The 20843-nt window shown below is 52.8% G+C and carries 18 protein-coding genes; 4 read left to right on the top strand and 14 right to left on the bottom strand.

Annotation, left to right across the window (positions count from 1 at the left end; translation table 11 throughout):
* Position 1 precedes the first annotated feature (1 nt).
* The 9 genes from G583_RS0108195 to G583_RS15110 form a co-directional block, all read right to left on the bottom strand.
* Positions 2-2227 (bottom strand): RelA/SpoT family protein, encoded by a 2226-nt coding sequence (locus G583_RS0108195; RefSeq protein ID WP_040895408.1) that lies wholly within the window; start codon positions 2225-2227, stop codon positions 2-4.
* Between the two features lie 212 nt (positions 2228-2439).
* Positions 2440-3468 carry a protein translocase subunit SecF gene (gene secF / locus G583_RS0108190; RefSeq protein WP_022870699.1) on the bottom strand — a complete coding sequence of 343 codons (1029 nt, stop codon included), beginning with the start codon at positions 3466-3468 and terminating at the stop codon, positions 2440-2442.
* A complete protein-coding gene (gene secD / locus G583_RS0108185; RefSeq protein ID WP_022870698.1) occupies positions 3465-5204 on the bottom strand; it encodes a protein translocase subunit SecD in 1740 nt (579 codons plus the stop codon). The genes secF and secD overlap by 4 nt, the downstream gene beginning before the upstream one ends.
* A gap of 46 nt (positions 5205-5250) precedes the next feature.
* A complete protein-coding gene (gene yajC, locus G583_RS16360) occupies positions 5251-5694 on the bottom strand; it encodes a preprotein translocase subunit YajC (protein ID WP_051129688.1) in 444 nt (147 codons plus the stop codon).
* A 189-nt stretch (positions 5695-5883) separates the two neighbouring features.
* A complete protein-coding gene (gene ruvB / locus G583_RS15115) occupies positions 5884-7056 on the bottom strand; it encodes a Holliday junction branch migration DNA helicase RuvB (RefSeq protein WP_022870696.1) in 1173 nt (390 codons plus the stop codon).
* Between the two features lie 3 nt (positions 7057-7059).
* A complete protein-coding gene (gene ruvA, locus G583_RS0108170) occupies positions 7060-7689 on the bottom strand; it encodes a Holliday junction branch migration protein RuvA (protein WP_022870695.1) in 630 nt (209 codons plus the stop codon).
* A 78-nt stretch (positions 7690-7767) separates the two neighbouring features.
* Entirely contained in the window at positions 7768-8412 is a 645-nt protein-coding gene (gene ruvC / locus G583_RS0108165) for a crossover junction endodeoxyribonuclease RuvC (RefSeq protein ID WP_022870694.1), read from the bottom strand.
* Positions 8413-9174, bottom strand: coding sequence for a YebC/PmpR family DNA-binding transcriptional regulator (locus G583_RS0108160; RefSeq protein ID WP_022870693.1), 762 nt, complete (start codon positions 9172-9174; stop codon positions 8413-8415).
* Between the two features lie 77 nt (positions 9175-9251).
* Entirely contained in the window at positions 9252-10553 is a 1302-nt protein-coding gene (locus G583_RS15110) for an alpha/beta hydrolase family protein (RefSeq protein ID WP_022870692.1), read from the bottom strand.
* 129 nt (positions 10554-10682) lie between these two features.
* On the opposite strand from G583_RS15110, the gene msrB reads away from it, so the two are divergent.
* The 4 genes from msrB (at position 10683) to G583_RS17115 (ending at position 13545) form a co-directional block, all read left to right on the top strand.
* Positions 10683-11138, top strand: a complete 456-nt coding sequence (msrB, locus tag G583_RS0108150; RefSeq protein WP_022870691.1) for a peptide-methionine (R)-S-oxide reductase MsrB — start codon at positions 10683-10685, stop codon at positions 11136-11138.
* 66 nt (positions 11139-11204) lie between these two features.
* The gene (locus G583_RS15105; RefSeq protein WP_022870690.1) at positions 11205-11798 is read left to right on the top strand and encodes a DUF3000 domain-containing protein; all 594 of its coding nucleotides are present in this window, start codon (positions 11205-11207) and stop codon (positions 11796-11798) included.
* Positions 11714-13096 (top strand): HRDC domain-containing protein, encoded by a 1383-nt coding sequence (locus tag G583_RS15100; RefSeq protein WP_245540606.1) that lies wholly within the window; start codon positions 11714-11716, stop codon positions 13094-13096. Before G583_RS15105 ends, G583_RS15100 begins: the two co-directional genes overlap by 85 nt.
* Positions 13097-13107: 11 nt before the next feature.
* Positions 13108-13545 carry a Rieske (2Fe-2S) protein gene (locus G583_RS17115; protein ID WP_084677327.1) on the top strand — a complete coding sequence of 146 codons (438 nt, stop codon included), beginning with the start codon at positions 13108-13110 and terminating at the stop codon, positions 13543-13545.
* Between the two features lie 385 nt (positions 13546-13930).
* On the opposite strand, the gene G583_RS0108135 is transcribed toward G583_RS17115, so the two are convergent.
* The 5 genes from G583_RS0108135 to G583_RS15090 all read right to left on the bottom strand — a co-directional run bounded on the left by G583_RS0108135 (position 13931) and on the right by G583_RS15090 (position 20800).
* Positions 13931-14905, bottom strand: a complete 975-nt coding sequence (locus G583_RS0108135; RefSeq protein ID WP_022870688.1) for an aldo/keto reductase — start codon at positions 14903-14905, stop codon at positions 13931-13933.
* 2 nt (positions 14906-14907) lie between these two features.
* A complete protein-coding gene (locus G583_RS16355) occupies positions 14908-15396 on the bottom strand; it encodes a hypothetical protein (protein ID WP_051129677.1) in 489 nt (162 codons plus the stop codon).
* A gap of 166 nt (positions 15397-15562) precedes the next feature.
* On the bottom strand, positions 15563-18268 hold the full coding sequence (acnA, locus tag G583_RS0108125) for an aconitate hydratase AcnA (RefSeq protein WP_022870686.1): 2706 nt from the start codon (positions 18266-18268) through the stop codon (positions 15563-15565).
* Positions 18269-18429: 161 nt separating this feature from the next.
* On the bottom strand, positions 18430-19908 hold the full coding sequence (locus tag G583_RS0108120; protein ID WP_022870685.1) for a class I SAM-dependent RNA methyltransferase: 1479 nt from the start codon (positions 19906-19908) through the stop codon (positions 18430-18432).
* A 145-nt stretch (positions 19909-20053) separates the two neighbouring features.
* Positions 20054-20800 carry a DUF3159 domain-containing protein gene (locus tag G583_RS15090; RefSeq protein WP_022870683.1) on the bottom strand — a complete coding sequence of 249 codons (747 nt, stop codon included), beginning with the start codon at positions 20798-20800 and terminating at the stop codon, positions 20054-20056.
* Between the last annotated feature and the right edge of the window lie 43 nt (positions 20801-20843).

The following is a 20843-nucleotide window of genomic DNA, read 5'->3' as shown; positions in this document are numbered from 1 at the left end:
ACTAGTTGGCGGAAGGATTCTTTTTGCGGTCTGATCGACGGTAGACATCGTAGACACCATCAACTTGCCGCACCGTATTCATCAAGTGCTGCAAATGACCAGTGTCTCCCATCTCAAATACGAAGCTTGTTTCTGCCACCCGATCACGCCGAGTCTTCACATTTGCTGAAAGAATATTTACATGATGCTCAGCTAGTACGACGGTCAAATCGGAAAGCAGTTGTTTTCGGTCCAAGGCCAAGACAAGAATATCTACTGTAAATGCTGCCTCCGAAGTCGGTGCCCATTCGACCTCAATAAGACGATCCGCTTCGGGGGTGTGGACCACGTTGGGGCAGTCGTTTCGATGAACGGAAATCCCCGATCCTCTCGTAACGAACCCCACGATATGATCTGGTGGTACAGGAGCACAACACCGTGCAAGTTTGGCAAGTACGTCGCCTGCACCAGGGACCACCACCCCTGAATCTGCATGACGAGAGGGTTGAGGAATTGTGGGGATCGATACCGTATCAGGTTCAGGTTCATCCTTGTGGGGCTCTGGTACCAGAATGTTTTCGATTCTCCGCAAAACGTTTTGCAGAGATACAGAGCCCTCACCGATGCCAGCATAGAGCCCTTGGATATCTTCGTAGTGCAGACCGGTAGCGACTTTCGTTAACGTATCGGTACTCAACATCTGCTGAAGAGAAAGCGTATGCTTGCGAGCTTCTTTTGTCAGGAGCTCTTTTCCTCGTTCAATGACTTCATCCCGACGCTCTTTAGAGAACCAGTGCCGGATCCTATTGCGGGCGCGACCAGAACGGACAAACCCTAGCCAGTCTTGAGAGGGGCCGGCGCTCTCGTCCTTATCGGTAAAGACTTCGACGGAGTCGCCGTGGTTCAGCACTGTATTCAGCGGTACGAGACGACCATTCACCCGTGCACCAACGGTTCGGTGTCCAACTTGTGTATGCACACTGTAAGCAAAGTCAACTGGTGTAGATCCAGACGGCAACGCCTTGATCTCCCCTTTCGGGGTAAATACGTAAACCTCTGCCGAACCGATCTCGGTCCGCAATGAATCGAGAAAATCGTTTGGATCAGCAGCATCTTCTTGCCAATCCAATACGGTCTTCAACCAGCCAGGAGTTTCTGCATCTGCAGTTCCAGCACGCTTATAAGCCCAGTGTGCCGCCACACCGTATTCAGCTCGATGGTGCATTTCATGAGTGCGAATCTGAATCTCGATCCGCTTCCCACCGGGCCCGATCACCGTCGTATGAAGTGACTGGTACATATTGAATTTGGGCATTGCAATATAATCTTTGAATCGCCCTGGTATCGGCGACCACCGTGAATGCAGAGCTCCAAGTACGGCATAACAGTCACGTACCGACTCGACTAATACTCTGATTCCTAGCAGGTCATAGATTTCGTTAAATTCTTTGTCCTGCTCCTGCATTTTTTGATAGATGGAGTAATAATGTTTCGGTCGCCCAGTAACCGTGGCACGAATTTTTGAAGACCGCAGTTCCTTATCAACCTGCTCTGTCAAATTCGCTACGATCTTCTGACGTTGAGGAGTGCGTTCTCCAACTAACCGAACGATCTCTGTATAGACCTTTGGCGAAAGAGCTGCAAATGATAGATCTTCAAGCTCCCACTTAATGGTGTTCAAACCAAGCCTGTGCGCGAGGGCGGCATATATTTCAAGAGTCTCTTTGGCCTTGCGAGCAGACGATTCGGGGGCAACATAACGCCACGTTCGAGCATTATGAAGACGGTCCGCAAGTTTAATCATTAGGACACGAACGTCCTTGGCCATGGCGATGATCATTTTTCGGACTGTCTCAGCTTCGGCTGCAGCCCCAAACTTCACACGGTCAAGTTTCGTGACCCCATCCACTAGCAGTGTCACATCGGGGCCAAAGTCCTTATCAAGCTGTTCTAGCGTGTATTCAGTATCTTCGACAGTGTCGTGAAGAAGTGCGGCAATGAGTGTCTCGCCAGTGAGTCCTAGTTCCGCAAGGATCGTGGCCACTGCCACCGGATGCGTGATGTAAGGATCGCCAGATTTCCGATATTGCTCCCGATGATGATAGTTGGCCACGTTAAAAGCACGTATAATCGGACCAATATCGTCTTTCGGCTGACGCACTTTCAATGTCCGGATCAGGGGTTCCAATAACGGTGAGTAACCGCGACCGGCCAACCGAGAGAACCGGCCAAAACCACGTGCAGGCACTAGGGCATCGGAGCCTGCCTGACCGCCGTGAGATGAAGCCACGATTTCTCCCTTTGTGTGTATTGAAGATGTACTTGAGAGACTTAGCTTACTTCGTGCAATAACGTTTCCACTACTTCCCAGCTACCACTGGGCCCTTCTATAAAATAAAGCGCTGTCCTGCAGCTTGATTTCAAGGTTACAGGACAGCGCGTTTATTCCACTACTGCTGCTTATTGCGACGCAGCGGACTCTGTTGACTCATTTTCAATCTCTTGCTCTGCGTCAGTTCCCCGGCGGCGCAAAATACGCTCGTCCCGCGCTTGAAGGTCATCCTCGCTTTTGCGGAAGAGAGCATACAGTGGCGCTTGAATAAACAGGGTTGCGACAGTTCCCACGATAATACCAACGAAGATGGAAAGAGAGATATCACGCAGCGTTCCCGCTCCGAGAAGGCCCGCACCAATAAACAAAATCGAACCAACGGGCAGTATACCTACGACAGACGTTGTGATAGACCGAACCAACGTCTGATTGACGGCTAAGTTTACAAGCTCGTCAAAGGTTCGCTGGCGGTCCTCCGCTAGATTCTGGGTGTTCTCGCGTATCTTGTCGAAAACCACCACCGTGTCATATAGCGAATACGACAAGATAAGCAGGAAGCCGATAATGGCAGGCGGGGTAACTTCGAAACCAACGGCACCGTAAATGCCCACCGTCAACATCACGACATATAGCAGGCCAACGATGGCGGCAGCAGACATCTTCCATGTTCGGAAGTAAATAGCCAAGTACAGGGAGACCAGGACCAGAAAAACGATCAGGCCTATAAACATCTGCTCTGAGACCGCTTGCCCCCAAGTGGGGCCAACGAAGTTGGACGTCACGTCTTCAGCGGTTACGTTGTATCCCTGTTGTAGATTCTCCGCAACTTCAAGAGTTTGTTCATCGGAGAGCTCTGTTGTCTGAACTCGAATAGTGCCACCGGCAATGTTCGTTGCTGTTGCCTCGGCTTCCGATATAACTTCTGTCACTGCTTCTTCGCCGATAACTGGATCCGTATTCTCAACGCCTGAGACTGTGAATTCCGAACCACCACGGAAATCGATACCCATGTTGAAGCCACCGCGCAAAGCAGTGATACCGGCAGCCACAGCCAATAAGATCAGCGCTACTGCGAACCAAGTCTTCCATTTTTGTACGAACGGATACGATTTCTTGCCCGCATACAGTTCATTACCCCAAGTTGCTAAGCGACTCATGAGTCCTCCCGCGCAGGCTTCTGGTCCGATGATGTGGTCGTTTGCAATACTTCAGCTCTCTCGGCGGCACGCCGTTCAGCGATAGTTTGTCGCTTCTGAGCTTCCTTGCTCGATCTGGTGTTCTTTTTCCCACGCTTTGGTGCCACGGCGTCATCCGGGCGAAATTCACGAACACGTCCAGCACCTTGGTAAAGAGGCTTTTGTCCAAGCAACGAAGGGTCCATGCCTGACATCGGGTGCCCACCTGCGAAGAATTTGGTCGTTGCCAATAACTTCATCACCGGGTGCGTAAACAAGAACACCACAATAAGATCCGCTATAGAGGTGAGCCCAAGTGTGAAAGCGAATCCGCGAACGTTCCCGACGGCTACAAAATACAAGACCACCGCGGCCAGCACGTTTACGAGCTTCGATACAGTAATTGTTCGCTTCGCTCGATCCCAACCATAGTTCACGGCTGATTCGATTGGTCGACCATTGCGCATCTCATCTTTGATGCGTTCAAAGTAGACAATAAAGGAGTCTGCAGTAAGACCGATCGAGACGATGATCCCTGCGATGCCTGCCAACGAGAGCCGGTAGTTGTCTGACCAACCGAGTAGAACAATTGACAGATATGTCAATAAGCCCATAATCACGATCGATGACAACGTGACCAAGCCCAACGCGCGGTATTGGAAGAACTGATAAATCGCAACCAACCCGAGTCCGATGAGACCTGCAACAAGACCCCAGAATAATTGGTCCTGGCCTAAAGTCGCCGAAATCTGTTGCTCTGATTCCACTTCAAAGGAAATAGGCAGCGCACCGTATTCGAGCTGTTCAGCAAGTTGCGCTGCGCTTTCTTCGTTGAAATCTCCAGAAATCTGGGCTCGGCCATCAGTGATTACTGCCTGTGAAGCCGGGGCGGAGACGATCTGACCGTCAAGTAAAATAGCGAACTGATTTTGCGGCGGGTTCATACCGGTCAGACGCTGGGTAACTTCGCGAAAACTCTCAGCACCTTCATCTTCGAAGGCAATATTGACGACCCATGAACTAGCAGAAACACCAGTCGGTGTCTGAGACATTCCGTGATCGGCCGAATCGATCTGATCACCAGAAATTTCTAATGGTCCCAAGATATATTTTGAACCGGTGTCGAAGTCACAAGCAACGATGGCTTCGTCAGCGGGGAGGTTCTCACGGATCTGGTTAGCATCGGATGCCGTGCAATCGGTGCTCTGGAATTCTTCGTACAGCTCTGGAGTAATCCAGTTGGGGTCCGAACCGTGTTCAGGCTCTGCATCAGGTTCCGGGACATCTGATACGTCAGTGCGTTCTTCTTCCGGGACAGCGGTAAATGGACCCGAAGTAATCACCGAACGAAACTCCATGTTAGCGGAGGCCTGAATCAGCTGGCGTGTTTGCTCATCTGGAGAACCCGGCATCGATACCACGACATTGTTGTCGCCCTGAGTATTGATTTCGGCTTCTGAAACTCCTGAACCATCGACACGCTGCCGAATAATTTCGACTGCCTGACTCATCTGGTCCGAAGTGACGGCTTCGCCGGTCGATGTTTCTGGGGATAATACCATTTGGGTACCGCCCTCAAGGTCAAGCGCCAACAGGGGGACACCGTTGGAGTTATTGGTTGCAATACCGATGCCCAGGATGATTCCTAAGCCAACAAGAATTGCAGTTAGCCACGCCAGGGATCGCCGGGCACGGGATTGAGGGGTCTTAGACGCCATAGGTCAGGGGCCTTCGATGCTTGTTCGTTATGGAATACGGAGTGAGTTAGCGGTCTCTGTCATCGCGTGGATCGTTTTTGTATTCTGATCCGTATTCGTTGTCTAACGTTTCGGTTGAGGACTGCTCTGGATAATCAGGAACATCATCAATCGTGATATCAGATTCTGGGAGCTCATCCTCAGTAGGTTCTTCCACAACCTGACCGACAGCCTGCAGGTGAATTGTTGCGTATTGGCCAGGTGACAGTTCAAGCGTGGCTTTATTGTCGTCATGGTTCACATCAACGACCGTGCCGTACAGGCCGAAGGTCGTCATAACCTCCATGCCCGGTTCCATAGATGCACGCTGCTCTTGCTGCTTTTTCACGGCTTTACGGCTGCGGCGAATCATCATAAAGAACAATAGGCCCAATACAGCCAACATGATGAGCATGAACATGCTGGAGCCGCCTTGTTCACCGCCCCCAGCCTGCGCAATAACGGTGGCCATTTCGGAATTGTAAGTCATAAACGTCTACCATCTATCTTGTTGTCGTACTCGGACACTGGGCAGTGTCCACGAGAAAATCAGCCGGGAGCCCGGCAATCTACATATAATGTCTCAGCCTATCCTAATGTGCACACCGAAATAGCGTGAATTCCGTGAAGATTCAGCCCGTATAAGATCACCGTCTGTGAATTAGTCATCGCCGTCGTCGGTAAACAAAATATCGTCCACGCGCCCCTGAACCGCATCAGTGGACTGTTCCTTAAGTCTCGACGTGGTGTCGCCTTCGCCCCCGGATCCGTCAACCATTAACGACCATAAACCTTTCGTCGTTGAATCATCCGGTGGCGTCAGACCGAGATGTTCCCAAGCTGCAGGCATCGCTATACGACCACGCGGGGTCCTGCCCAATAGACCCTCACGAACCAGGTATGGCTCCGCCACAGTTTCAACTGTCTCGACTTCTTCCCCTACCACTATCGCCAGAGTAGATAGGCCCACCGGTCCCCCATGGAATTTGGTACACAGGGCATCGAGCACGGCGCGGTCTAAGCGGTCTAGCCCCCGTGAATCAACTTCATACATATCTAGCGCGGCTGCTGCAGCATGTTCATCGACGTCGTGGAGCTTACTGACTAACGCCCAATCCCGTACACGTCGCAACAGACGATTTGCGATCCTCGGGGTCCCCCGTGAGCGTGATGCAATCTCAGTAAACGCTGCACTGTTCAACCGCATGTCGAGCATGGCTGCAGAGCGTCGCAGCACAAGCTCAAGTTCCTCGTTTGTATAGAAGTCAAGATGCCCAGTAAAACCGAACCGATCACGGAGCGGTCCCGGCAAAAGGCCCGCTCTGGTGGTGGCTCCGACAATTGTGAATGGTGGAAGCTCCAGTGGGATCGAGGTCGCACCCGCTCCCTTGCCGACCACGATATCGACACGAAAGTCCTCCATCGCCATATAGAGCATTTCTTCCGCGGGACGTGACATTCGATGTATCTCATCAAGGAAGAGGACTTCGCCCTCGGTCAGGGAAGACAAGATGGCTGCCAAGTCACCGGAATGCTGGATTGCCGGGCCAGAAGAGATACGTAGAGGAGCACCCATTTCTTCTGCGACGATCATCGACAGCGTGGTTTTTCCTAGGCCAGGCGGGCCTGACAACAAAACGTGATCGGCAGTTGCACCACGCAGCTTAGCCGCTTCCAAAACTAGGGATAGCTGATTTCGAACGCGGTGCTGACCAACAAAGTCTGCGAGATTTTTAGGTCGCAGCGCCGCTTCAACTTCTCGTTCTTCATTCGCAGCGCTACCTGCAACAATGCGATCTTCATCGGAGTTTGAGGGAAATGCGGATTCAGTCATATATTAGAGTCGCTGCCTTGCCTGTCCTTCACCGAGATTCCGGAGTGTAGCGCGCAATGCAGCCGAAACATCTGCAGACGCGGCAAGTTCCGGATCAGCCTCGAGCGCTTGTTCAATACCTTTCGTGGCATCTTTTTCCTTCCAACCAAGTCCGATCAATGCTTGATGAACTTGCTCTTTCCAAACCGGCTCTCCGCTGCGAGCCGATTTCGTACCGGTCTCAGCTTCCTCACGAGGAACAAGTTTTCCGGAGAGTTCAAGGATGATACGTCGGGCCGATTTTGGACCAATTCCGGGAACTTTGGTAAAGGCCTTATCGTCCTGTTGGTCGATATGCTGGCGAACCTCGTCGGGATCAAATACGGAGAGCACGGCTAATGCGATGCGAGGTCCGATGCCTGAAACGCTCATCATCACTTCAAAAATTTCACGCTCATCGGCTGTACTGAAGCCGTACAACACCGGATTATCATCTCGGATCAGTAATTGCGTTTGTACGGTGACTTCTTGGCCGGTGCGTAACATCGAGAGCGTGTTTGGGCTTGCCGAAAAAAGATAACCGACCCCGCCGACAGCGATGACAGCGCTATTGACTGTGACGTGTTGAATTTCGCCGGTTAGCGACGAGATCATGCGTTCTCCCTCTGATAGCAATAGAGCCATCACATCAGTGTGAATCTAAGTTGGCGTCCCAACGCCCACTAAATTCTATTATCTAGCGCGCCGTTCTGCGGCAAGCCAGAGTTTCTGCGCTGGGGTCAGATTCGTTTCTGGCCGCGCACTTGAAAATTTTGAAGCAGCGCTACGGCTGGTGAGCTTGCCGGTATCTAGACCCCTACCGAAGAGACCACCTCGCCATGCATGTGCGATGGCGATGGCGATGGCATCGGCAGCATCAGCAGGCTTCGGCGCGGTGTGTATTCCTAAGATTCGCATGACCATCGAAGTAACCTGCTTCTTATCTGCTGAGCCGGAACCAGTAACAGCAGCCTTAACCTCCGAAGGCGTCAGCAGCGCCGTTGGTACGTTGCGCCTCGCGCCTGCGGCAATGGCCACTCCCGAAGCTTGAGCGGTACCAATAATCGTTGGCGTGTTATTTTGCGCAAACATACGTTCGATCGCTAAATGATCGGGTTGATACTTGTCCAGCCAACTATCCATGGTCGTATCGATGACCGATAAACGTTCACCAATGGGGTCAGTCCCCGGGCTTCCAACGACAGTAACATCCACAAGTTGGGCTCTACGGTTGGCGGCAATATCGACGACTGCGATACCACACCGGGTTAGTCCGGGGTCGACTGCGCAAACTCGAAGTTGGCTCACCGGCTGGGAACGGCGACCGGCGTCTAACACTTAAGCGTCCTGCGCCGATAGTTCTTCAAGAACTTCGGCGGTAATTTCGACGTTGGCGTAGACATTCTGCACGTCGTCGAGTTCCTCTACTGCATCCCAAAGCTCTATGAAGGACTGGGCTGATTTTGCATCCAGTTCGACTTTCATATCAGCGAAAAACTCGACATCATCAGAGTCGTAGGCAATTTCTGCCTCGTCTAGTGCCTTGGCTACCGCCTGGATATCCGAAGGGTCAGAGACAATTTCAAACGCTGTGCCGGAACGAAGGATCTCATCGGCGCCCGCTTCGATTACGGCCATCATGATGTCGTCCTCGGTGTGATTTTCAGCAGGCACGCGAACGACTCCCCTGCGTTGGAACATGAAAGCGACGGAACCTGGATCTGCCATAAAGCCACCGTTACGTGTCACGGTCGCACGCACTTCCGAGGCCGCGCGGTTGCGATTATCCGTTAGACATTCAACTAACAACGCAGACCCCTCGGGCCCGCGGACTTCGTACATGATTTCGGCGTAGTCAATAACTTCACCGGTGAGTCCAGCACCACGTTTAATGGCGCGATCAATATTGTCATTGGGCACCGACTGCTTCTTCGCTTTTGTAACCGCGACTTCTAGCCCTGGGTTACCGTCAAGGTCCGGTCCGCCGGCACGTGCTGCAACTTCAATCGCCTTAATGTGGTTGGCATACATTTTGGCACGCTTGGCGTCCAACGCTGCCTTCTTATGTCGCGTTGTATGCCATTTTGAGTGACCTGCCACTGTATAGAACTCCTCTCCCGTGTGTAGTCACGGGCAATGTGGGAAAACTGACTGCTCCCATTATAGATGCAAGCCGACTATTCAGCAGTCTTTGGGCTGGACAGGCTTAATCGGGAGTGCTGGGGGCCGGTCAACAAAACATGCAACCAGGTAAGCATGGCGGAATCGAATCTCTCGGGGTCCACATTCCATTCCCGGGTGTGACGGGCCTCTTGAAAACGAACCATACTGACCAACTTGCGGTTCTTTGCCGCGAGTTGCTCTGAAGGACCGATCGGCACAAAGTCATCGTTTTCAGAGTGCAAGATCAGGATCGGATGAGTAATATCGTCGGACCGCGTCACCCAGTCTAAGCGTTGCAGGTCCACAGGTGAGGCCAAGCCAGTGATGGTCTTCCCCCAGGGCGACTCGATCAGCCAGCTTCCTAGCTTTCCAGCAATGTGCGGCAGTCTATTGATACGGGCCTGATGTCGCAGGACATCCAACCAGTCAATGACGGGCCCCACCAGGACAAGCCCACGAATGTAGCTGGATAATGCCGATCGGTACATGACTTGCAGGCTGACTGCCCCACCCATCGAAAAACCGCCCAGCACGACGGAGGTGGCCCCATGGTTGAGGGCATACAGGATGGCCGCTTCAATATCTGGCCATTCTGTAGCTCCTAGGCCGAATTTTCGGTCTCTAGCATCGGGAGCGTCACCATCGTTTCGATACGAGACCATTAAGCCAGGCATCCCCATCCGTTGGGCAACCCCCATCATACGGAGCCCCTCATTACGCTTGGACCCGCGTCCATGCACAGTGATCAGCCAAGTGTTGGAATGCTGCGTTGAGCGCTTTGGTTCGATAAGCCAAGCTGGGGCTAAACCGTCATCGACTGGAATCTCAACATTCCGATACACGTAACCGGCTTCTTTGGGAGTTGGCCACACAAACCCCGCCCATCTGCCACGAACTGCCTGGGTGAGATCTCCGCTATATACCTCTTCAACAATTCGCGTTATCGTATCGCGTTTTCGCTCTGTAGCTACGATTTCACCAATACGCGCGACACCGGTGCCCTCATTAAACACCAAAGCGTACTGGCCGCGCACAGTGGTCTGCGGCGTAACGGATAATTCAATTAAGCCCGCTCCAGATACGCCACGGGTAGGGAGATAGTTATAAACCTGCACGTCTTCAGTAGGTTTCGGGTCTGGTGTTACGACGGTGCGAGCAAAGATGGAAGCCAATGTAGGGATGATAGCAAGTGCGGTACCCACAAGAGCACCGGTAATTGCCCCCACGGCCGACCAGCGTACAGTCCGTTTTACTGGTTGTTGCTTTGATCCAAAAGAAGGCAGTCGAACGACGTTAGAAAGGTTGCTTTCACCCATAACTACATTGTCACCCGTACGCACATATTTCGCTAGTATCTCTGTCACAAGAGACCTCACCAAATATGGCTGTTTTGCAGTCAGGCAAATCTCTAGCCACCACACTTTTCTCCACGATAGATTGTTCTCATGACTACTCCCTCAGATCTTCCCGCCGATGCTACCCCACGATTGTCTCGTGAAGAAGCTCAGTCGCTTTCCGACAAGCAATGGCAAGAACGCCTCAGCCCGGAAGCCTTCCATGTGCTCCGTCAAGCAGGTACTGAACGACCGTATACCGGAAAATATTGGGACACCGAAGACGTAGGAACGTATTCTTGCCGAGCTTGCGGTGAAGAGCTCTTTCAGTCCGACACAAAATTTGATGCACGTTGCGGTTGGCCTTCGTTTTACGCGCCAACAGACAACGAGAAAATCACCTACGTCGAGGACACTTCCATGGGAATGACTCGCGTCGAAGTTCTCTGCGCAAACTGCGAATCGCACCTCGGGCACGTATTTGCCGGCGAGGGCTTCGACACTCCAACTGACCTGCGTTATTGTCTCAATTCGCTCAGCTTGAACTTGACAAAATCGACGGAATAAACGTGTCATTGTTTTCATGCGGCGCGCCGCCACCGAATCCTTCAAGTACGGGTTTAACCTAGGAATGTGAATCCACAAGAATCCCACGCGCAAGCACTCCATGATGCACCGCAGACTTTTCGAGTCGCCCTTGATGAGCTGCGGCAAGCAGACACGCGCGCCGAGGTTGATATTGTGGAAGTCCCCGCTCCTTCCAAGCTGGCCCCGTATGCAGTCGCAATGGCCGCCGAGATCGCGGATGAGAACGGCGAAGCGCATGCTGTAGGTCGTTTTATCCTGCTATACGACAGTCAACATTCTGATGTTTGGGATGGCAATTTTCGTATCGTCACCTACATTCGGACGAGTGTAGAGACTGACCTTGGAGAAGATCCCCTCCTAACGGAGGTCGCTTGGACCTGGATCCTAGAATCGCTCGACGAAGCTTCAGCCACGTACCGGCAACCAGGTGGCACCGCCACTAGAGTTCTCTCTAAAGGCTTCGGCATACTCGATCAGCAAACCGAAACCACCGATCTTGAACTCCGGGCCTCGTGGACACCCGCCGGTGATAACCTAAATAGACATTTAACAGCTTGGACCGATATGGTGTGCACGTTCGCCGGTTTGCCACCCGTTTCAGAGGGCGTAATCCCGCTGAATCCAATCCGAAGGAAGTAACGATTTCTAGCAGGCATCTCACCGCAGATGGTTTTGAGGAATTTCGCGAGCACGCCCGTCAAGATTCTCAAGATCACAACAACGAACCGACCCTCATAGAACAGCCAGTCGGTGGGATACCCCCAATCGTAGATACCCAAACCCAGCTTGCGCACGTTGCCAATAAACTTCGCTCCGGGACCGGCCCGGTAGCAGTTGATACTGAACGGGCAAGTGGCTACCGGTACGGACAACGCGCTTTCCTCATTCAGCTCAAACGTCAAGATGATTCAATATGGCTGCTGGATCCCGAAGCGTTGGACAGTCTGTGCCCGGTTCAGGAAGCGCTCGAAGGTGTCGAATGGATTCTGCACGCTGCCATCCAAGATCTTCCATCGTTGCGACAGGCCGGTTTATGGCCCGACCGCCTCTTTGATACTGAGTTAGCCGGGCGTCTCCTCGGCTACCACAAAGTGAGTTTATCTGCGCTTCTTGAGCACAAACTCAATATCACCTTGGCCAAAGAACACTCAGCTGCCGATTGGTCAGTCCGCCCTCTCCCAGAGGATATGCGAAACTATGCGGCACTCGATGTAGAACTCTTGCACGAACTTCGCGAAGTAATCATCCAAGAACTCGAAGCAGCTCATAAGCTAGAAATCGCTTACGAAGAGTTCAACTCCCTCCTTACTAGACCGCACAAACCGCCACGTAAAGATCCGTGGCGACGCACGTCGGGAATCCATGAGATCACTGATCGTCGGACTCTGGCGATCGTAAAGTCATTGTGGACAACTCGTGAGAAGTTGGCCAGGTCGCGAGATCTCCCACCAGGAAAACTCCTGAATGACCGGTCTCTGGTAGCGGTCGCAAAAGCAAAGCCAAGAACTGTTCCGCAGCTTATGAAAATTCCACGGATGCGTCGCAAGGCTGCCTCTCGTGACGCAAGGCGCTGGTTACAGGCGATCCAGGACGGCATAAAGATTGCTCAGGATCCGGACAAGGTGCCTCCCATGAGGGCGTCCTCCCAATCGCCACCGGCCGTCAAGGCGTGGCGTGACAAGGAACCTCTGGCAGCGCGCCGACTCCAAACCTGCCGCAATCGTCTAGCACGAGTGGCTGCTGATCAGAACATGCCACTAGAGAATCTCCTACTTCCCGAAACCTTACGGGAAATCTGCTGGCGTCCTCCTGAACCTATTACGCCTGAATCAGTCGAACGTCGGCTCACCGATTTGGGAGCACGTCCATGGCAAATAGAGGCAACCTCCGCTGTCATCACTGTTGCCTTACTTGATCCCGACCCTTTAGAAGAATAAGCGCAGGTCTCATGAGTTGTTGTCAGCATAACCCCTCAAGACGAACCTTTCTCGCAGCAAGCGGCCTTGCCACGGCAGCCGTAACTCTGGGAGCGTGTTCCAGTGGTCCCGAGCAAGAAACGTTCTCGGGCGGCGTCCGGACTCAAGCTCTTAAATTGGATGAGCTCCCCGTGGGCAAAGCCATACAGCAAGCCGTAGGCGGCGACCAGATCCTCATATATCGGGAGTCCGACGAAACCGTCCGAGCTTATTCGGCCGTATGTACGCATCAAGGTTGCATAGTTGGAGCAAGCGAAGACACAACTGACCCCTTTATATGTCCTTGTCATTCCTCAAAATTTGATAAGACAACTGGCGAGGCTATCGCCGGCCCTGCGCAATTACCGCTGACCAAACACAATGCTTCGACAGAAGACGGCTGGATCTTAGTTGAGGTAGAGCCAAAGTAGTCTGCCTACGAGTCGCCGACCTGTTTGTACCGGCCCCGGCTCGGTCGTGGTCGCCTTTGGTGTCCGCGAGCATACTTGTTCACTGAAGGATCCCAATCAGGATCAAGAGCTTTGCGACGGGGGTAATGACATTTGATCCACCACCACCATGCAAAGGTTCCGACCCCGGGCAAGATGAGGACAGCTAGCATCCACCAGACGCGTTGGGTCGGGTTCAACGGTGAGCGGCTCAGACTCCACAACGACCACGTCATAAAGACAACAAGTGCGATTGCACCCAGAGTTACCGCGATATCGATAATGCTACTTATGATTTCTATCTACTTTCGGCTGAGCCATGTACAAAGAAGTTTCAAATGGGTTTGACGAAACATGTTCGACGCCCCTAATAAAGGGCAACTCGGTCGGGTGACGGGAACATCTCATCGAGGATAGCCAAATCGTGGGACGTCATTTCATAGTCTAGAGCACTCGCATTTTGCTGTACTTGCTCCACTCGTGTGGCCCCCGCAATAACTGATGCCACAGGTTGCTGAGCCGAAAGCCAGCTAAATGATGCCTCAACTTCGGTAATTCCACGTTCTCTAGCAAAATTAGCGTACTGCGTCAGCTGCTCCCAATTAGCCTCGGTGACCATATGCTGGCGCACATAGGAAAGTCGCGACCCTTCCGGTGCTGCATCCTGACGATATTTTCCAGTGAGCAGACCATTGTTCAGCGGAAAGTATGGAAAGACACCTAGTCCAAAGGTCTTTGCTGCCGGGAGCACTTCAAGTTCGGCACGACGATCCATAAGATTGTAATGATTTTGTGCCGAGATAAAGCGTTCTCGTCCCAACTCTTTGGCTACATAGTGGGCTTGAGAGATTTGCCACCCGGACATATTCGAGTGTCCAATATAGCGCACTTTACCGTCTGCAATCAGTTGGTCTAGTGCACCGAGGGTCTCGTCGATAGGGGTAAGTGGATCCGGGGTATGGTATTGCAGCAGATCTATGTATTCGGTGTCCAGCCTGCGCAAAGAAGCTTCTACAGCTTTGACTATGTACTGTCTCGATCCTCGAGCGCCAAAATCTACACCGTTACTGCCTCGCATGTCCATGCCAAACTTTGTCCCGATGATCACTTGCTCACGCACCGTGTTGAGTGCTTCGCCAAGGTACTGCTCGGATTGGCCTGGGGTTTTTCCATATGCATCTGCTGTATCGAAAAAGGTTATCCCTGCGTCTACCGCTGCCCGAACAACTCTTACAGCCGTTGTTATGTCCTGCGTTGGAGAATTAGGACGCCCAAGATTATTACAGCCAAAACCGATAGCCGAGACGACGAGACCAGAGTCACCGACACGTCGAAACTGCATGGTTACCGCCCTTCCATGCTGAGACGGTCTGCACGGATGTCCGTCTTTTGTATTGCCTGCGAAGCTAACTTCATGGCCTTATTGCGGTGGACACTTCGAACCTCGAACACAAATTTTCCTTGACCTGGAACTGCTTGCCAGTCTTGAACCGCTCCGATCCCACGCCAAGCTAGTAACGCTGTATATTCCTGGAGAAACTTTTCCGCGTTCGTGAATTCCACAGAAGTTGGGTCTTGACCCTTTTGTTTGATCGTGACCGTACAGTTCTCTTGGACGATCTGATCAACATCAACGTAGCTGTCGTTTTGGCATTGCTCGAGGAAAGACGATAGCAAGGTTTCTGCTTCGTTCGGCTTGGAAACTGATTCAACTTTCGTGGTACCTATCTCCCCCACTTTGCCGTAATGAAGTACGAACTCCTTGGTTTCTTCTTCCCACCAAGCTTCTCTGTAGTGCGTCGGGCGTTTGAAGTCTGGGCTCTGAAGGTACATGCGAACTATTGTCACTGTCGTCCTTGGGTCTCGGGCTGAAGGTTCTATTGAAATTCTACAGTCCTCAGCTCAGATGGAGTAAACAAAACAGATGGCCCGAAACCCACGTGTGGGTTTCGGGCCATCCAGGTGTCAGATTATTGACGTGCGGTACGTCGCATGGAGACTAGTCGTTCTTTGTCGCCATCTGACGTAGTACGAACTGCAGGATTCCACCGTTACGGTAGTAATCGGCTTCACCTGGAGTGTCAATACGGACCTTGACGTCGAATTCAACCTTGTTGCCATCTTCACTGGTTGCAGTGACATGGACAGTCTCGGGGGTCGTGCCGTTGTTAAGTTCGCTGATACCTGCGATATCGAAGGTCTCAGTACCGGTCAGTCCGAGTGAATCTGCTGATTCGCCCGCTGGGAATTCAAGCGGTAGAACCCCCATACCGATCAAGTTTGAACGGTGAATACGTTCAAATGATTCGGTGATAACTGCCTTCACGCCCAAGAGTGCTGTACCTTTAGCCGCCCAGTCACGTGACGAACCGGAGCCGTACTCCTTGCCACCAAGAACAACCAGTGGTGTATTGGTTTCCTGGTAGTTCATCGCGGCGTCATAGACGTAGACCTGTGGTCCACCTTCTTGGGTGAAGTCACGGGTGAAGCCCCCTTCGACGCCATCCAACATCTGGTTGCGGATACGGATGTTTGCGAAGGTTCCGCGAATCATGACTTCGTGATTACCACGGCGCGAGCCGTAGGAGTTGAAGTCCTTACGTGCTACACCGTTCTCAATGAGGTACCGGCCAGCTGGAGTATCGGACTTGAAGGCACCTGCAGGAGAGATGTGGTCAGTAGTTACCGAATCACCGAGTTTCAGCAGGACCCGTGCGCCAGCAACGTCTTCGACTGGTTCTGGTTCAAGAGTCATACCTTCGAAGTAGGGAGGTTTCCGTACGTATGTGGATTCTGGATCCCATTCGAAGGTCTTGCCTTCTGGGGTATCAAGTTCTTGCCAGCGGTGGTCGCCGTCGAAGATAGTCGAATATTCTTCGTTGAACATATCAGTATCGATCGAACGATCAATGATCTGCTGAACTTCGGTTGGGTCTGGCCACAGTTCAGACAGGAAGACGTCGTTACCTTCGCTGTCCTGTCCCAGTGGTTCGTTTTCAAAATCGAAGTCCATGGTGCCGGCGAGTGCGTATGCAACGACCAGAGGTGGTGAGGCCAAGTAGTTCATCTTGACGTCTGGGTTGATTCGACCTTCGAAGTTACGGTTACCAGACAGCACCGAGGTCACTGCCAGGTCGTTATCGTTAACCGCCTGGGAGATTTCTGGAGCAAGTGGGCCAGAGTTACCGATACAAGTCGTGCAACCATAACCAACGATGGAGAAACCAAGTTCTTCCAGGTGTGGAATGAGACCGGATTTTTCGTAGTACTCGGTCACAACGCGTGAGCCAGGTGCCACGGAGGTCTTCACCCATGGTTTCGAGGTGAGACCTTTCTCGACGGCGTTGCGTGCCAGGACAGCAGCAGCCATCATGACCGATGGGTTGGAGGTGTTGGTGCACGAGGTGATCGATGCGATCGCTACCTTACCGTGGTCCAGTTCAAATTCGTCACCATTGCTGAGTGCCACATCGGCGGTCCGGGATGGACGTCCGACGCCAACCTCATCGGCGTCTGCAAAGTCATGGATATCCTTGCGGAACTGTTCCTTGGAATCGTCGAGAATGATGCGATCCTGTGGGCGACGTGGTCCTGAGATCGACGGAACGACCGTCGATAGATCCAGTTCCATGTATTCGGAGTAGGAAACTTCGTTGGATGGGTCATGCCACATGCCCTGTTCCTTGGCGTAGGCCTCAACCAGTTTAATGTTCTCTTCGGAACGACCGGTCAGACGCAGGTAGTCCAGGGTGACTTCATCAATCGGGAACATGGCTGCAGTCGAGCCGAACTCTGGCGACATGTTACCGATGGTTGCTCGGTTAGCCAGTGGTACTGAGCCAACACCTTCACCGTAGAATTCAACAAACTTGCCCACGGCGCCGTGTTCGCGAAGCATTTCGGTAATGGTCAGTACAACGTCAGTTGCGGTCGCGCCGGCTGGAATTTCACCAGTGAGCTTGAAACCGACTACGCGTGGTACAAGCATCGAGACGGGTTGACCAAGCATTGCTGCTTCGGCTTCAATACCGCCGACGCCCCAGCCAAGCACGCCGAGACCATTGACCATGGTGGTGTGGGAGTCAGTACCAACACAGGTATCTGGGTAGGCGCGCAGTACACCGTTGACTTCGCGGGTCATCACGGTGCGTGCCAGGTATTCAATATTGACCTGGTGGACAATACCCATGCCAGGAGGAACCACTTTGAAATCGTCAAATGCGGTCTGTCCCCAGCGGAGGAACTGGTAGCGCTCACCGTTACGCTGGTATTCAATTTCAACGTTGCGCTCAACTGCGTCTGGGGTACCGAAGTGGTCGATCTGTACCGAGTGGTCAATAACCAGTTCAGCCGGTGCCAGCGGGTTCACCAGTGCAGGGTCACCGCCGAGATCGGTGATGGCTTCACGCATGGTTGCCAAGTCAACAACACACGGTACACCGGTGAAGTCCTGCATCAGGACGCGTGCCGGAGTGAACTGGATTTCGGTGCTTGGGTCAGCCGATGGATCCCAGCTGGCTAGGGCCTGAATCTGATCCTTGGTGATATTCTTACCGTCTTCAGTGCGAAGCAGGTTTTCTAGCAGAATTTTCAGTGAGTAGGGAAGTTTCTGCGAACCCTCGACCTTGTTGAGTCGAAAAATTTCGTACTCAGCACCATCGACGTTCAAGACGCCTTTGGAACCGAAGCTATCTACTGTAGTCACAGTGGACTCCTCTTTTCCCGCCCGTATCAGGGCGATTCAATTGTCCTGTGTTAGCGCTGACCCTCTAAGCATGCAGGTGACACATCAGGGCATTGCCGGTGCGAACCGCCCAGCCCGGTTCATCGCATGCGAAGGCGGTGTGGCTTTTATTCTAACGCGCCTCAGCTGTGAGTGCGTGATTGTCTCAAAGCAGCGGAGGGTCGGAAGACGGTCACGGTCTCCATGTGGAAGGTATCTGGGAAGAGGTCGTAAATGGTACTTTCCTCGATTTCCCAGCCGTGTTCGACCAGCCATTTGGTGTCTCGAGCAAACGATGCAGGGTCGCATGAGACGTACACGATTTTCTCGGCATCTAACTGATGGATTCGCGTAATAGCCGCGCGTCCGGCACCCGAACGAGGCGGATCCAGCACGACCGCGTCGACCTGTCGACCACCTAGGCCTCCCTTTTCGATGGGCGCGTCCGGACGTTGCAACCAGGACCCGATAATACGATCTGTGAGACCGTTGATCACAAATGCTTGTTTCTTGTCATGCAAGTTTTTTCGTGCATCTCGTGAGGCGCCTGGTGACGCTTCAACGGACAACACCACGCCGTTTTCTCCCACACCATCTGCAATGAACTTGGAGAACAGTCCTGCGCCGCCGTAGAGGTCTGCAATAACTTGCCCCGGCTGGGTATCGAGAGCGGCCATAACTGCATTGACAAGTGTTTCAGGGGCGTCCCGGTGCACTTGCCAGAACCCGTCGCCAGAGATGCGGAATTGGTGGGCGCCATAGGTTTCAGTCTCAACGAGTTCCCTCACCCATGTCCGGCCGCGGAGTCGCACGAGCTCTACGGGACCAAACTGTTTCGAGCGCAATCCAACGACGACTGAAACTTTGGACGGCAAGTGAATCATTCGCTTACGCCACTGGGCAATATGCTGTTCAAGAAGTTTCTTATCAGCAACTACAGATTCCAGCGGGAAGATTACGACGAGTACTTCTTCTCCATGGGCTGGAGTTGCTACTTCGACACGACCGGCACCACTAAAATCGATGTCCCAGAGTTGCAGTGCATCTAGCTGACGCACCCCCAATGGAATATTGCGAACCGGCACTACAGTTGCGGAACGGTGCACGTTCATTGCCAGACGACCCGTCGATGTAACGGCAAATGCGTTGCGGGTGCGCCAATGCAGGCCTGTGGGCTCATCTTCAGTTATACCGACGACTTGAGCCTCAACATTGAGCTTGCCAATGCGAGTCATCGTATCGCGGAACACCTGTGCTTTGAGACGACGCTGGTGTTCCAAAGTGATGTGCCCATACTCAGCTCCACCAACTGGGTAGCGTCCGGAAGCATGCGCGCGAATAGAATCTGCGAGTTTCCACTGATGGGATCGGCGAAACTCAGACGGACGGACAACCGATACAGTATCGGCACGCCAAAACCGTGCGTCTTCTCCCCCAGAGGTAACAGCTGCGTTGACTATTTCGCCAGGAATTGCATGTCGCACGAAGATGACACGACCGTCATGGCGCGCGACGCAATGTCCCCCGTGGGCCATGGCTCCTATTTCTAGGGTAAGAATCTCGCCAGCATCTTTGTCATGTGCTGCCAGATGCGCGGCAGTTTGTGAACCGGTGCTTGTCATTGATCGGCCTGCTTCAAATTGTGGTGTGAGTGTTGTGTTGCGGTGAATCTCGGCAAACCGATTTTCACGTCTAATTCAGTTATCAATGTCTTGACCACCATAGTATCCCCCACCCGTGTGTGATGTATCACTGTGTCTTGAAGGGTCATACTCGTGGCTCCACCCCCGGGCCTGGTTCAGACTCTCCATCGTCTCGATGAGTGTAGGAATAAGGCCCACTGTCTGCTGTCGGACGAGATACCAGCCAACCAAACCAGAGCACGAGTGCGTATAGTGGTACGCCCATCACGAGTCGAGCAGTCCCCAGGGCTACGACATCATCTGCCCAGTACATTGGCAATTGGACAATAAGTCGTGATGCAAAGACCAGCACCATGAGGAAGGTGGCAATTTGATACTTCTTGCGTCGGACAAGATCCTTTTGCCACGTCAGCCCTTCACCGCGAATCCAGCCATAGATGAGCCCCATGATCGGCCACTTGAAGGCCATGGAAACTGCAAACGCGAGACCATACGCTGCCGAAACATAGAAGCCTATGACGTAGTATCCACGTGCATCACCCTGGAGCAACGCAACTGCTGCCGAAACCGCAACGCCGATGACGCCGGCTAAAGCTTGTGTGAGTGGTTGGCGCTGTATTAGTCGGAGGACACTGGCCAGAGCTGCTAGGCCTACGGCCCAGATTGCAGATGTCCAGATATCTGTAGTGACGACGAAGGTCACCAGAAACACGAGAGCGGGGACAATGGCCTCGGCGATCCCTCGTAGACCGCCAACGGAAGCCATGAGGTCCAAGCCTCCTGAGGAAGTTACCGACGTGTTTCCGGCAAGACGCTCAGCAACTTTCTTGAGTTGGTCTTTGTCGTCTGGCTGCTGATCAGCATGCGTCAATGTTGTGCTCGTTTCCGGCTTGTCAGTACGAATTGGGCCTCGA

It is taken from the genome of Yaniella halotolerans DSM 15476 (assembly GCF_000420805.1).
GTDB lineage: Bacteria > Actinomycetota > Actinomycetes > Actinomycetales > Micrococcaceae > Yaniella > Yaniella halotolerans.
Note: the sequence above shows the minus strand (reverse complement) of the source record. Positions and strands in the feature narration are given on the sequence as shown.

Excerpts from the sequence above, each read along its gene's own strand:
- secF (WP_022870699.1), bottom strand. The coding sequence starts at position 3,468 with ATGAGTCGCTTAGCAACTTGGGGTAATGAACTGTATGCGGGCAAGAAA.
- secD (WP_022870698.1), bottom strand. The coding sequence starts at position 5,204 with ATGGCGTCTAAGACCCCTCAATCCCGTGCCCGGCGATCCCTGGCGTGG.
- yajC (WP_051129688.1), bottom strand. The coding sequence starts at position 5,694 with ATGGCCACCGTTATTGCGCAGGCTGGGGGCGGTGAACAAGGCGGCTCC.
- ruvB (WP_022870696.1), bottom strand. The coding sequence starts at position 7,056 with ATGACTGAATCCGCATTTCCCTCAAACTCCGATGAAGATCGCATTGTT.
- ruvA (WP_022870695.1), bottom strand. The coding sequence starts at position 7,689 with ATGATCTCGTCGCTAACCGGCGAAATTCAACACGTCACAGTCAATAGC.
- G583_RS15110 (WP_022870692.1), bottom strand. The coding sequence starts at position 10,553 with ATGGGTGAAAGCAACCTTTCTAACGTCGTTCGACTGCCTTCTTTTGGA.
- msrB (WP_022870691.1), top strand. The coding sequence starts at position 10,683 with ATGACTACTCCCTCAGATCTTCCCGCCGATGCTACCCCACGATTGTCT.
- G583_RS17115 (WP_084677327.1), top strand. The coding sequence starts at position 13,108 with ATGAGTTGTTGTCAGCATAACCCCTCAAGACGAACCTTTCTCGCAGCA.
- G583_RS0108135 (WP_022870688.1), bottom strand. The coding sequence starts at position 14,905 with ATGCAGTTTCGACGTGTCGGTGACTCTGGTCTCGTCGTCTCGGCTATC.
- G583_RS16355 (WP_051129677.1), bottom strand. The coding sequence starts at position 15,396 with ATGTACCTTCAGAGCCCAGACTTCAAACGCCCGACGCACTACAGAGAA.
- G583_RS0108120 (WP_022870685.1), bottom strand. The coding sequence starts at position 19,908 with ATGACAAGCACCGGTTCACAAACTGCCGCGCATCTGGCAGCACATGAC.